The 13,225-nt window shown below is 63.1% G+C and carries 14 protein-coding genes; all 14 read left to right on the top strand.

Annotated features, from left to right (window positions below; translation table 11 throughout):
- The first annotated feature begins 68 nt into the window (after nt 1-68).
- Complete coding sequence (locus IPM16_16490; GenBank protein MBK9124700.1) at nt 69-749, top strand: hypothetical protein; 681 nt, start codon at nt 69-71, stop codon at nt 747-749.
- A gap of 50 nt (nt 750-799) precedes the next feature.
- Nucleotides 800-1,783: an SPFH/Band 7/PHB domain protein gene (locus IPM16_16485; GenBank protein MBK9124699.1), complete on the top strand. Its 984-nt coding sequence runs from the start codon at nt 800-802 to the stop codon at nt 1,781-1,783.
- A gap of 273 nt (nt 1,784-2,056) precedes the next feature.
- Nucleotides 2,057-4,528, top strand: coding sequence for a glycosyltransferase family 39 protein (locus IPM16_16480; protein ID MBK9124698.1), 2,472 nt, complete (start codon nt 2,057-2,059; stop codon nt 4,526-4,528).
- 197 nt (nt 4,529-4,725) lie between these two features.
- Nucleotides 4,726-5,649, top strand: a complete 924-nt coding sequence (locus tag IPM16_16475) for a YegS/Rv2252/BmrU family lipid kinase (protein MBK9124697.1) — start codon at nt 4,726-4,728, stop codon at nt 5,647-5,649.
- Between the two features lie 149 nt (nt 5,650-5,798).
- Complete coding sequence (locus IPM16_16470; protein ID MBK9124696.1) at nt 5,799-6,206, top strand: VOC family protein; 408 nt, start codon at nt 5,799-5,801, stop codon at nt 6,204-6,206.
- A 157-nt stretch (nt 6,207-6,363) separates the two neighbouring features.
- On the top strand, nt 6,364-6,834 hold the full coding sequence (locus IPM16_16465; protein MBK9124695.1) for an Lrp/AsnC family transcriptional regulator: 471 nt from the start codon (nt 6,364-6,366) through the stop codon (nt 6,832-6,834).
- Nucleotides 6,835-6,893: 59 nt separating this feature from the next.
- Nucleotides 6,894-8,078, top strand: a complete 1,185-nt coding sequence (locus tag IPM16_16460; GenBank protein ID MBK9124694.1) for a PLP-dependent aminotransferase family protein — start codon at nt 6,894-6,896, stop codon at nt 8,076-8,078.
- A 193-nt stretch (nt 8,079-8,271) separates the two neighbouring features.
- Nucleotides 8,272-9,372, top strand: a complete 1,101-nt coding sequence (hppD, locus tag IPM16_16455; protein MBK9124693.1) for a 4-hydroxyphenylpyruvate dioxygenase — start codon at nt 8,272-8,274, stop codon at nt 9,370-9,372.
- A 54-nt stretch (nt 9,373-9,426) separates the two neighbouring features.
- Nucleotides 9,427-9,753, top strand: coding sequence for a nucleotidyltransferase domain-containing protein (locus tag IPM16_16450; GenBank protein ID MBK9124692.1), 327 nt, complete (start codon nt 9,427-9,429; stop codon nt 9,751-9,753).
- Complete coding sequence (locus IPM16_16445; GenBank protein MBK9124691.1) at nt 9,737-10,078, top strand: DUF86 domain-containing protein; 342 nt, start codon at nt 9,737-9,739, stop codon at nt 10,076-10,078. Before IPM16_16450 ends, IPM16_16445 begins: the two co-directional genes overlap by 17 nt.
- Nucleotides 10,075-11,034: a fumarylacetoacetate hydrolase family protein gene (locus tag IPM16_16440; GenBank protein ID MBK9124690.1), complete on the top strand. Its 960-nt coding sequence runs from the start codon at nt 10,075-10,077 to the stop codon at nt 11,032-11,034. The genes IPM16_16445 and IPM16_16440 overlap by 4 nt, the downstream gene beginning before the upstream one ends.
- Before the next feature lie 133 nt (nt 11,035-11,167).
- Nucleotides 11,168-12,052, top strand: a complete 885-nt coding sequence (locus IPM16_16435) for a PspA/IM30 family protein (GenBank protein ID MBK9124689.1) — start codon at nt 11,168-11,170, stop codon at nt 12,050-12,052.
- A gap of 195 nt (nt 12,053-12,247) precedes the next feature.
- Nucleotides 12,248-12,436 (top strand): pilus assembly protein, encoded by a 189-nt coding sequence (locus IPM16_16430; protein ID MBK9124688.1) that lies wholly within the window; start codon nt 12,248-12,250, stop codon nt 12,434-12,436.
- Between the two features lie 126 nt (nt 12,437-12,562).
- Entirely contained in the window at nt 12,563-13,165 is a 603-nt protein-coding gene (locus tag IPM16_16425) for a redoxin family protein (GenBank protein MBK9124687.1), read from the top strand.
- The last annotated feature ends 60 nt before the right edge of the window (nt 13,166-13,225 follow it).

The following is a 13,225-nucleotide window of genomic DNA, read 5'->3' as shown; positions in this document are numbered from 1 at the left end:
CCGCTTGCCTTCATCTGCGGCGGAATAAATTCCCGGATAATAGGGAAGGCGTTGAGAAAGGATGAGCCATGCCTCCGCTTGCGCATGACCCCAATGTCGCCTACTTTCTGTTGATCTTCGGGCTGTGGCTCAGTGTCACGGCCGCCTATATCCCCGGTACCGGAGTCGTTGAGCTGGCTGGCGGCGCTGCGCTGATCGGCGCGCTCGCGATGATCGCCGCTCTGCCCACCAATCTCGGCGCACTGCTGATCCTGATGGTAGGCGTGCTCGGGTTTGCCGTGCTGCCGTTCCTGCGCGTCCGCCCACTGTGGATGGCGCTGGCGGGCCTTGTTTTACAGGCCGGCGGGTCGATCGCGCTGTTCAACGACGGCGTATCGGTCAGCCCGCTGCTCATTGCCGTGACGCTTGCACTGCCGCTGGCCTATCACACGCTGGTGCTCATGCCGATGCTCAGCCGCCAGCGCAACCAGCGCCCCGTCACCGACCGTGACAGCGACCTCGTTGGCAAGAAAGGCCGGGTGATCGAAACGCTCAACCCGATCGGCTCGGTGCTGGTCAACAACGAGACGTGGACCGCCGAGGCGAACCGAAAGATCGAGGTCGGTATGCCGATCATCGTCGTCGAGCGCGAGGGCCTCAAATTGATCGTCGAGCTGGACAAGGTCAAGCGCGACGAATTCCTCGCCGCATCCGAAGAGGATGAAGACGAAGTTGAACCGACGGTGTCTCCAGCGGGCACGGCAAGCTAGAAAATCGCGTACACTTGCATCAGGCTACAGGCCGCCTTTAGGAGGGGCAAATGGGTGACATCACCATTGGGATTATTCTTGTACTTGTCATCGTCGTCTTCTGGATCTTGTTCCGCACGTTCCGGATCGTGCCGGAATACGAACGTCTGGTGATCCTCGCGCTTGGCCGTTACGCCGGCACGCGCGGCCCGGGCATCAGCATCGTGATCCCGCTGCTCGAGTCGGCGGTGCGCGTGGACATGCGCGAACGCTTCCTCGACATCCCGGCACAGACGGCGATCACGCTCGACAACGCGCCGATCGACATCGACTTCCTGATCTACTACCGCGTGACCGACCCGCGCAAAGCGGTGCTCGAGGTCAGCGATGTGGTGAGCGCATCGCTCAACATGGCGACCACCATCTTGCGCGCGGTGATCGGCGATATCGAGCTTGACTCGGTGCTGTCCCAGCGCGAGCGCATCAACAACACGCTGCGCACCAAGCTGGACGAGATCACCGAGCGGTGGGGCCTCAAAATCACCAACGTCGAAATCCGTGAGATCAAGCCGCCGCGCGAAGTGCAGGACGCGATGAACCGTCAGATGACCGCCGAGCGCGAACGCCGTGCCGTCGTCACCCGTGCAAGCGGCGAGCGTGAAGCTGCCATCGCCACCGCCGAAGGCGACAAGCAGTCGCAGATCTTGCGCGCACAAGGTGACCGGGAATCGGCCATCCTGCGCGCCGAGGGCGAGCGCCAGTCGCAGCTGCTGCGGGCGCAAGGGTATGCCAAGGCGCTGGAAGCGATCTACGCTGAGGCACGCAACCTCGACGGTAACACGATGCTGCTGCAATACCTCGATGCGCTGCGCACAATTGGCTCCAGCCCGGCGACCAAGTTCGTCGTCCCGATGGAAGTTACGTCGATGATGAAGGACCTCGGCGGCCTGATCAGTGGCAGCATGACTGCCCCGGGCATACCGAACGCCAGCAAAGCGGCGCCTGCGTCGTCCGATCCCGGCGAAGCCCTGCCGCCCGAGTTAGGCAACAGCTAGCCGACTGCCTGCCGGCGGCTCAGCGTGGGCAACACGCAATGGGCCGCGCGACCGGCCGTGTGGTATCGTAACGGGCACCTGAAAACAGGTGTCCGTTTTCGTTTTGGTGATGCTGACGCGGGTCGTAGAGGCTTCGCCTCCCCACCTCCACAGGGGGTTTGCACCCCTTGACCCCATCTCTGCGAAGGGGAGTCCAGAGGGCGGAAGCCTTCTGGCGGGGTATGGGGCAGCGCCCCAATGGTGGTCACTGCCGTCGGCAGACGTGATTGAACGATGTTTCCGTACTGGTTTGAATTAGCGCTGCGCCCGCAGTGGGCGCTGTTGTGGATGGTCTTCGGTGTCGGGCTGCCGTGGGCGTATGCCGCCCTGCCGCGCCGACATTGGCGCAGCTTGCCGCTGGTGCTGCTGCTCAGCCTCGCGCTCGGCCCGATGGCCGTGACCGCGTGGATGTTCGTGTTGGGGACGATCGGCGGCGCATCCGAGACCGCCGCCCTGACGGCGCCGGCGATTTTTGCTGGGACGGCTGTGATCGCTGCTGCTGGCCTCGTGGTTGCGTGGATCAAGCGCCGGCGGACGATGCCGGCAACGCACACCGAGCGCGCGCCGCTGGCTCTAGACGAGCGCATGCTGGTGATCCTGATAGTGGCGGCGTGTGTGCTGCGCTGGATCGCCGCCGTCTGGTTCCCGTTCTGGCAGTACGACCCGATCTGGGTTTACGGCTACGAAGGCAAGCTGTATACGCTGCTCGGGTATATCCCGCAGGACATCGGCTACTACCCGCAGTTTCTGCCGCTGCAATACGCCTACGCGCAGATCATGACCGGCGTGCTCGACGATCACGTCGCACGGGCCGCGTTTCCGCTGTATCACTGGGGCAGCATACTGGCCGCGCATGCGCTTGGGCGATTGGCCGTCGGCCGTCGCACCGGCATCTACCTTGCCGCGATCTGGGCATTGTATCCGCATGTCGGCCAGTGGGCGACGACCGGCGACCTCGAGATTCCGCAGGCGTTCGCCTTTACCGGCGCGGCGGCATTCTTCCTGCGCGCATGGCTTGACGCACGCAGCGGGGACACTGCTGCGCGGTCGTATGCCGTCATCGCGGGGCTGTTCCTCGGCATCGCCATGTGGACCAAGCCCACGGCCGGCGCGTTCATCCTCGGTGTCGGGGCGCTGGTAGCGGTCGAAGCTGTGCGTGTGCGCCTCGACCTGCGCCGATTGTGGCCGCGCTTTCAGGTCGCGCTGTGGTGCGGCGTCGCCACGGTCCCGATTGGCGCGCTGTGGTATGCGCGCAACGTGCTGCTTGGCCACCGCGCGATCGACTTTCCGCACCCGTTCTGGTTGACTCAGGCGCAGCGGTCGGGCGCGGAATTCGGCTGGCCGCTGTTGGCCGCTGGGCTGTTGTGCGCGTGGCTGTTATGGAGTCCGGGCCTGCGCCGCCGTCCGAACCGCCGCGAGCTGATCGCCGGATGGCTGCTGATCGGCGTGGGGGTACTGCCGAGTATCCTGTCGCCGCACCGCATGGGTTTGCTCGAGTGGGTGCTATTCGGGGCCGGGGCCGGTGTGCTTGCCATCCATCTGCTGCCGATCCTGCGCCATCACGCGACCGCGCAGGCGCAGACGACCGTACGTGCCGTGTTGTGGGGGCTGCTGCTGGCCGTCCCCTATTTCGTCGTGTGGTTTATGTCGTACAGCTACCACTACCGGCTCAGTTTTGCGATCGTCCCGCTGATGATCGCGCCGGTCGCGGTGATCGCCGCGCGTTGGATCCCGCCGCAGATCAACGTCCGCAAGATTGCGCCGCTGGTCGGTATTCCGCTGCTGTTTGCCGCGCTGCCGGGACTGGTCGCGCCGCTGCAGAACAACAACGGCGAGTGGGACTACCTGTGGTCGGAGAAGTACCCCGACGACTGGCGCAAGATGGACTCGACCAACTATGCGCTGTGGCGGACGGTGCAAGCGCTCAAGAACGACATTCGCGACCGGGGCATCGAAGACCCGGTGATCTTCGCGCCGGGACTACAGCGCCTGCCGTTCTTCTTCCCGCTTGACGACGTGCGGATCGATGAAGCGCCGAGCGACCTTGACCAGCTCGTCGGCGTCGACTACTACGTCTACACGCAAGAGGCGCGTTGGCTGTACGCGGAATTTGCACAGCCCGAGGTCAACCAAGTCACCGGGGCGATGTACCGCTCCGAACTGATGACGCCGGTCGCCAGTTTCCGTGACGGGTCGTTTTTCGGGCAAGTATATTATGTGCGTGGCGTCGAACGGCGCTTTCGAATCCCGAACAACATCGACGTGCCGGAGGTCGAGATCACGTGGCCGTTCGGGTCACTGCTTGGTACGCGGCTCAACGGTGAACCGATGCTCGGCGGCTCGACTCCGCCGCAGGTGCGGATCTTTTTCGTCGCCAGCGGGCCAGCACCGCTGGAATACACGCTGTACATCCACCTGCTGGATGAAAATGGCAACCTCGTGACGACGTGGGATTCGTTCCCGGCGTTCGGCGAGTACGCGTGGTACTCGACACGCCTTTGGGAGCCTGACGAGGTCGTCTCGCACACAGCGACGCTCACGCTGCCGCCGGATGTCGCGCTCGAACCCGGCGCCGACTATACCCTGCGCATCGGCTGGTACGACTTCTTCGCCGACAGCGCGCGTGTCCCCGGCGTTTTGCCTGATGGGACCAGCGCAGACGGTGTGGACCTATCGTATGTGTTCCGCGCCGCGTCGAACGAGTAGAATTGCGAGCTTATTTCCCGAGTTTCGGGGCGCTGCCCCGTACCCCGGCAGGAGTTTGCACTCCTACACCTCATTTCTCGCGGAAACATGCCGCATGTGAAGTGTTTCCGCAGTAATGGGAGTCCAGAGGGCGAAAGCCCTTTGGTCGTAGAGGTGCGGAGGCAAAGCCTTTGCATTGGGACTAGGACGTTTAGAAGATGTCGACGTTGGTTGTTGTGAACCCGAACGCTTCGGCCGGCCGCGCGGCAAAACTATGGCGATCGTTCGAGCCGGCGATGGCGGCTGCGTTTCCCGGTATGCAGGTGGCGGTGACACAAAGCGAGCGCGACCTGCCCGACGTGCTCGGCGGCGCGATCGACCGCGGCGTAGAGCGGGTGATTGCCGTCGGTGGCGATGGCACCAACTACGCGATGGTCAACGCGCTGGTCCACTTGCACGACCAGAACCCGAACCGGAGCATGCCGGTGTACGGCACATTCCCGATCGGCACCGGATGCGACTTCGCCACGGCGCGTGGTATCCCGAAAGGCTCGTCGGAGACGGTCGCGTGGCTGGCTGCGGCGAAACCGGCACCCGTCGATATCGGCGTGGTGCAGTTCACCCACAAGGACGGGGCGACTGGCCGCCGCTGCTACCTCAATATCGCCAGCGGCGGGGCCAGCGGCGATGTCAGCCGCCGCGTGAATACCGCGCTCGTCAAGCGCCCGTGGACGTATTTGGCGGCGACTCTGGCCTCAGTTCTGTCCTACAGGCCCTCGTTTGTCGACGTCAAGCTGGACGGCCAGGAGTTCTTCCGCGGTGAGGCGATCCTCGTGACGTGCGCCAACAGCACGACCTTCGGTCACGGCATGATCGCCGCGCCGAACGCGAAGATCGACGACGGCTTGCTCGACGTCGTCATCCTGCGCGATGCCGGACGGATCAGCACGCTCAAGGCGTTGAAACAGGTGTATACCGGTGCACATCTGTCGCATCCGGCCGTCATGTCGAGCCGCGCCCGCGAAGTGCGCATCGAGACGGGCGGGCAGGTCATCGATGGCGACCTCGATGGCGAGCACTTTCAGGGCAGCGATTGGCTGTTTACGCTGCGGCCCGGTCTGCTGCCCATCCTGATGCACTAGCCAGCCACAATACACCGCACCACCGCGCTGCTTGTGTGGAGCGCTCGGAACACCGTGCCAAACGCGTTGTGTATTCAGAACAAATGTGCTATACTTGATACGTCGTTTGGCAACTCAATACCGTCGGTGAGACACCGGGAGACTCGCACATGATTATGCCGTTCCTGTCCGTGAAGGATGTTGACGAGAGTATTGCGTATTACGTGGACAAGCTGGGCTTCCGGGTCGACTTCAACATGGCTGGACCGGAGGGCAAGGCCCAAATGGCAGGCGTAAGTCTCGGCAACTCGGGATTTGGCCTCGCGTACGATCCCGAAAGTGCCAAGGGTGGGGAGGGTGTGATGTTCATGGTGTACGTCCCTGACGACATGGACATCGACGCCTATTATGCCGACGTAAAGGCGCGCGACGCGAAGATCGAGAGTGACATCAAGACGGAATATTGGGGCGATCGCGTGTTCAGCGTGCGCGACATCGACGGCTACTACATCAGCCTGTGTAAGACGGTCAAGCAGATGACGATGGACGAGATCGCCGAGGCAGCGCGCAACCAGTAATCGGGCTGCAGGACCAAAGCGAGACAGTCTCAACGCCGGCGCGCACATCGCACCGGCGTTTTCATTGGAACATTATTCAGATCTTCATCAGAATTATTTACGGATATTCTGATTGTACGTTACAATCACGAATATCGTTTGACATCACAAATTGACCATGAAACAATATTCTGACGAGATCGATGCGCAAGACCTCATCATCCTGCGCGAGCTCCAGAGCAACACGATCACCAACGTCGAGCTTGCACGCCGCATTAACTTGTCCGCGCCGGCGACTCACGCGCGCGTCAAGCGGCTCGAAGCGTTGGGATACCTGAAAACCACCAAGGCTGTGCTCGACCGCGAGAAGCTCGGCTTCGATCTGTTGTGCTTCATCACCGTAGCGCTGCAAATGCACAAGCCGGACGAGGTCGCACGCTTTCGAGAGACAGTCATCAATGCGCCGGAGGTGCTCGAATGTCACCACGTCACCGGCGACCACGACTACATCCTGAAGGTTGCCTTGCGCGGCCGGCAGGACTTGCAGCGCTTTCTGATGGACGTGCTCACGCCGATTGAGGCGGTGGCGCGTCTGCACACGCGCGTTGTGCTCGACGAGGTCAAGAGCACGACCGCGCTGCCGTTGTAAAACGGGCACTCAAGGGCGATTAGGCCGCCTGCCCGTACCGAGTGAGGAGACAAGCGACGATGACTGCTCCAATCGCGGACGCCTACACGCTGTCCGCCGAAGCCCACACCCTCGAGCGTTCCGTCATGCGCGATCTGCTCAAGCGCGCGTCCATCCCCGGCGTGATCTCGCTGGCCGGCGGCTTGCCGGACTCGGCACTGCTGCCCGCGGCGGACATCGCCGACTGTGTGGCTGCTGTGCTGCGTCGCGAGGGCGGGGCTGCGCTCCAGTACCGTCCGATGTTCGAGCCACTGCGCGCGTGGATCGCCGACCACATGCGCCGGCGCGGGGTCGATGTCCAACCGGAAAACATCTTCATCACCAGTGGCAACCAGCAGGGCCTGACGATCCTGTCGCGCCTGTTCATTTCGCCCAGCGATTTGGCTGTGACCGAAGCGTACACGTTTACCGGCGTCCGGCAGATTACGCAGGGGCGCGGCGCGCGTGTGATCGGCGTGCCGGTCGAGCCGGACGGAGTCGAACTGGATGCGCTCGAGGCGGCGTTCGCGCGGCAGCCTAGCCTCGCCGTGCTGATCCCGTCCTACCAGAACCCGCTGGGCGTCACGCTCAGCGACGATAAGCGCCGTGCCGTCGCCGAACTCGCTGCGCGCTATCGCGTCCCGCTGGTCGAGGACGATCCGTACAGCCTGCTGGCGTTTGACGGGCAGCCTCCCAGGCCGATCAAAGCCTACGACGACGAGGGATGGGTGTTCTATCTCGGTTCGTTCAGCAAGATGCTGGCGCCCGGGCTGCGACTGGGCTGGATTGTCGCGCCGCCCGCGCTGGGCCCGCGCATTGTCACCCTGCGCGAGTCGATCGACCTTGAGTCGTCTGCGTTGATGCAGCGGGCTGTCCACGACTATCTCGCACGCGGGCTGCTGCCGGGTCATCTTCGCCAGCTCAATGCCGCAAACCGTGAACGCTGCGCCGCCATGCTGGATGCGCTGGACACCCATTTCGGCGGTATCGCGGACTGGACGCGCCCGACTGGCGGCCTGTTCGCGTGGCTGACGCTGCACGACGAGTCGATCGATACGATGGCGCACCTGCCGGACGCCATCGATCAGCACGGCGTCGCCTACGTGCCGGGGAGCGCGTTCAGCGTCGAAGGCGGCGGATCGAACACGATACGGCTGAACTTCAGCGCCAGTACGTCCGAGCAGATTCGGGAGGGTGTCGCTCGCCTGCGCGACGTTTTCGCATAACCGATTGGGGCGCCCCCCCAAACCCCGCCAGAAGGCTTACGCCCTCTGTGACTCCCCCCCCCCCCCCCCGCGGCCGGGCGGGGGGGGGGGGGGGGGGCGGGCCCCCCCCCCCGGGGTCTGAGCCATTTCAGCACCAACCGAGGGAATTGAGGAGAAGAGAATCATGGTTGCGCCCGCAGTAGACAATCGTCCGATGACCGAGGAAGCCGATCATCTCAAGATCAACAGCATCGACCACCTGCATCTGTGGGTGGGGAATGCCAAGCAAGCGATGTACTGGTGGTGGAAGGGATTCGGTTTCAAGCCGGTCGCCTACTCCGGCCTTGAGACCGGCAACCGCCGTTTCGCCAGCTACGTGCTGGAAAGCGGGAAAATCCGCCTTGTCGTGAGCGCCGCATACAAGCCCTCTGACGAGATGTCCGCCCATCACATGCTGCACGGCGACGGCGTGAAAATCATCGCGCTTGGCGTCGACGATGTGGAAGAGGCATACAAGGCGACCACGTCGCGGGGCGCGGTCGGCGCATGGGCACCGCGCGAAGAGTCCGACGAGCACGGCGTGCTGCGCACATCCGCCATCCGCGCATACGGCGAAACCCTGCACGTGTTTGTGGATCGCAGTGGTTATGACGGACCGTTCGCACCGACCTATCAGCCGCTGAACCTGCCCGCCGAGAGCGCTGGCCTCGCCGCGGTCGACCACATCGTCGGCAACGTCGAGCTGGGCAAGATGAACTACTGGGTCAACTACTACCATCACGTGATGGGCTTCCGGCAGCTGCTGTCGTTCGACGATAAGGACATCAGCACCGAATACAGTGCGCTCATGTCGAAGGTGATGGCCAACGGCAACGGCCGCGTCAAGTTCCCGATCAACGAGCCGGCCGAAGGCAAGAAGAAGTCGCAGATCGAGGAGTACCTCGACTACTACGTCGGCCCGGGCGTGCAGCACATCGCAGTGGCGACCGGCGACATCATCAAGACGGTGCGCGAACTCAAGGCGCGCGGTATCGAGTTCCTGCGTGTGCCGGAAGTGTATTATGACGTGCTGCCGGAGCGCATCGCCGGCGTCGGCGTCAAGGAAGACCTCGACGCCATCCGCGAGTTGGGCATCCTCGTCGACTATGACGACGAAGGCTACCTGCTGCAAATCTTCAGCCGCCCGCTGCAAGACCGCCCGACCATGTTCATCGAGGTGATCGAACGGCACGGGTCGCGCGGGTTCGGTAAGGGCAATTTCAAGGCGCTGTTCGAGGCACTCGAACTCGAACAGGAACGCCGCGGAAATCTATAGTTTGGTTCGTCCCAGGGCGGTTGAAACGATCGCCCCGGGAGTTTTATGGTTACAATGGATTCAGACACACTCACCGAGGAATCCACCGTGGCGGCGCAGGACATATTGAGCGCACTGGAACACCATCGAGACGAACTGCGAGAGTTGGGTGTGAAGAAGCTCGGACTTTTCGGCTCGGCGTCTCGGGGTGAGCTTCGGGCAGAAAGCGATCTCGACTTCGTTGTCGAGCTCCAACACAAGTCGCTCGACAACCTTCTTCGAATCAAATTCCTGTTGGAGGACACATTTCACCGGAGAGTCGACGTCGTGCTGACCCAATCCCTGCGACCTGAGATTCGCGAACGCGTGCTGCGCGAGACACGCTATGTCTCGGGACTATAGCCTGTATCTGAAGGACATTGTGCAGGCCGCCGAGTATATCCTCGCGGACGCAGCCGGCCTGAGTGCATCCGACCTGCAAAACGACCGTGTACGCGTACAAGCCGTACTTTACAACCTGCTGATTATTGGTGAGGCGATTAAGGCAATACCCGCAGAGTTCCGTGCGATGCACCCTGATGTCGATTGGCGCGGCGCTGCCGGTATGCGAGACGTCCTCATCCACCAGTACTATGTCACCGACCTTGACTTAGTTTGGGATGCCATCTCGGACAAGGTGAAACCGCTGCGTGACAACGTCCGCGCGATCCTTGAGTCGCTTAAATGAAACTTGTCGACTTCATGCCGCTCGCCGAGCCGGACCGGGACCCGTACCCACGATTCGGGCTCCTTGTGGACGACACCGTCGTTGAAATCGGCGAGAGCGAGCGCGGGACGCTCACAGGCTGGCTCGAACGCGGGATGCCCGGCCTCGACGACCTGCACGCGCTGGATGCAGCGGTGAAGGCGGGCAATCTGCCAGTGCTGCGCGGCCACGAGCGCCGCACGTTTCCGCTTGGTGACGTAAAGCTCCTCGCGCCGGTGCGCCGGCCCCCGACGGTGCGCGACTTCTACGCCTTCGAGCAGCATGTCAAAGCGGGCAATCGCATTCGCGGGCGTGACATCCCCGACGCATGGTACCAGATTCCTGTGTTTTACTTCTCCAATCCCGGCAGCATCATCGGCCCGGACGACCCCGTGCGCATTCCGAAGTCCTCGCAGGCGCTCGACTTCGAGTTGGAGGTCGCGTGTGTGATCGGCCGCGCGGGCAAGGACATCGCCGCTGAGGACGCCGAGCAATACATTGCCGGCTATACGATCTTCAACGACTGGTCGGCGCGTGACGTGCAGCGGCAGGAAGTCGGCGTCGGGCTGGGGCCGGCCAAAGGCAAGGACTTCGCCGGAAGCCTCGGGCCGTGGCTGGTGACGCCGGATGAGCTGGCCGACCGTGCCACCGGACGACCGGGTGTCTACAACCTGACCATGACGGCACGCGTAAATGGAGTAGAGCGTTCGCGCGGAAACTGGGCCGATCTGCACTACAGCTTCGGCGAGATGGTCGCCCGCGCCAGCGCCGACGCGATGCTGTATCCCGGCGACGTCATCGGCAGCGGGACAGTCGGCACCGGGTGTCTGCTCGAACTGACGATGGGACAGGGGCCGTGGCTTCGGCCCGGCGACGTGGTCGAACTGGAGATCGAACGCCTCGGCGTCCTGCGGACTGAAGTGCGGAGTGCTGAGTGACGAGTGCCGAGAAAACACCCCTTGGCGGGTGGATTCGGTCGGTGTCGCGGGCTAAACGGGTATAATCAAGGCGTGAGTCTGGAACGCGTCACTCGAGACTCATCACTCATCACTGTTCTCTCCGAGGTGGGCGATGTATGACCTCTTGAAGAAGCTGAACACGCTGGTCTCTGCGCAGGTCAACGACTTGACGTCGCGCTTACCGCACCTTGAGCGCAAGCCCGATCTCGACCGGCAGGTGATCGAACTGCGCGAACGGGTCGCTGCGGCGCTGGAACACGAGGACAAGCTGCGGGCGCAAGTCGCGCAGCTTCAGCAGGAGATCGCCGGGCTGGACGCGCGGGTCGATGCGGCGATTCAAGCCGGTCAAGAAGACACCGCACGCGCCCTGCTCGAAGAGATTCAACGCCTCCAAAAACGGCTGGCGATGGCCGAGGCCGACCTGCGCCAGCATCAGAACGCGGCGGCCGACCTGATCGGGCGGGTGAACGCGCTAGAGTCGGCCGTGGGCGACCTCAAGGCGTCGCAGCCCAGCGCGCCGCCCGCGCACGACACCACACCGGGGTCGATCACGCAGTTCATGCCGCCGGCGGCGGGCGAAGCGCGTGCCGATGCAGCGAAGCAAGCGCCTCAACCTGCTGCCCAAAAGCCGGCAGCGCCGGCCAAGCCTGCTCCTGCCGCCGAGCCTGAAGAGGCCGAACGCAAGCCGTGGGACAAGCCCAAGACGGCAAAACAGGCGGCCGAGTGGGCGCGCGAGGACGCCGAGGACCAGCTTGAGCGCACGACCGGCGGCGTCGAGCACGTGGGAGGCATGCTGCGGGACATTCAGTCGCGCGTGACGCAGCGCATGAACGACCTCGACCGCATGTTGGCGGAAGGCGGCCTTTCAGACGAAGACGTGCCCCCGGCGCCGGCCAGCAAACCTGCCCAGCCCACCGACAAACCCGCCGGCAAGCCGTCCGACAAACCCGACGACGACCTCTCTGGCCGTGTCTCGCGCTTGGCGAAACCGGACTAGAATCGCAACGTTTATCATCACGATTTTCAGAAATGCGGTATAGTGGTACCAAGGTAGGGGGCGATGTCAGCCCCGCTTGGCGTTTATCCTTCATCCCGCCAGCATCTGAGGCCCTCGCCCGTCATCGTCAAAGCCTTATTCGGAGGTGGGGGAGCTATGCTGATCATCAGTACCCTCGAACAGGCGCAGCTGGCGGTGTTGCACCGTCTGACTCGCGTGGAGGCAGGGCAAGGGCTGGTCGAATACGCGTTCATCCTTGTACTGGTCGCCGTCGTCGCCATCGTCGCGCTTGCGCTGGTCGGTGACACCGTCAACAACGTGTTGTATCGCAACGGCGTGTGTGCAATCGCGGATACATTGTCGAACCAAGTTGGCGCCTGCTAGCGGCGCTATCGGAGTCCGAGATCATCAAACCGCACGGCCCCGGTCGCTGGATCGGGGCCGTGCGATTCTACCTTGTCAGCGCGTGGAAACGCAGTAGGCTAGTCGGCATGGATGCAGGAGTGTACGATGTCCGATCCCGAACTGCCTTCGGCTAAACCCTCGCGCCGGTTTTCTCCGGTGCTGCTTGTCTTGCTGATCATTCCCATGCTGGGCGTGCTCGGTGCGGTCGCGATGCTGCTCGCCAATACGCCGTCGTCCAATACATCGACCGGCGACTCCACCCCGCTCGTCGGCCGCGTCGGCTCGCTCGATCAGCCGCTGCCGGAATTCGAACTGGTCGATCTCGACGGACAACCGGTCGATCTCGCTGCGTATGCCGGGCGGCCAATGTTCGTGAATTTCTGGGGCACGTGGTGCCCGCCCTGCGTGCGCGAGCTGCCCGAAATGCAAGCCTTCGCCGCGGCCCAAGGACCGGACGGTGCGGTGGTGATCGCGTCCAACAATACCGAATCTCCAGAAGCCATCCGCACCTTCTTCGACGAGAACGATCTCGACTTGCCGGACATTCTCTTCGTGCAGGACAACGACAGCGCGCTTTACCGTTGGTTCGGGATCTATCAGATGCCGACGACCTATCTGGTCGACTCGGAGCAGATCGTGCGATCGGTCAAGTACGGTCCATTCGACGAAGCCGGTATGACCGCCTACCTGAACGAACTCGCAAACTAGGCCGCGTTCTGGCATAATCGACGGCCGTGTTGTCATTCGAGCTACAGGTATTTGAGGTGG

The sequence above is a fragment of the Candidatus Flexicrinis affinis genome (genome assembly GCA_016716525.1).
In the GTDB taxonomy this organism is placed as follows: Bacteria; Chloroflexota; Anaerolineae; order Aggregatilineales; family Phototrophicaceae; genus Flexicrinis; species Flexicrinis affinis.
The sequence above is the reverse complement of the archived record's forward strand: the minus strand, read 5'-3'. Positions and strand labels throughout refer to the sequence as shown.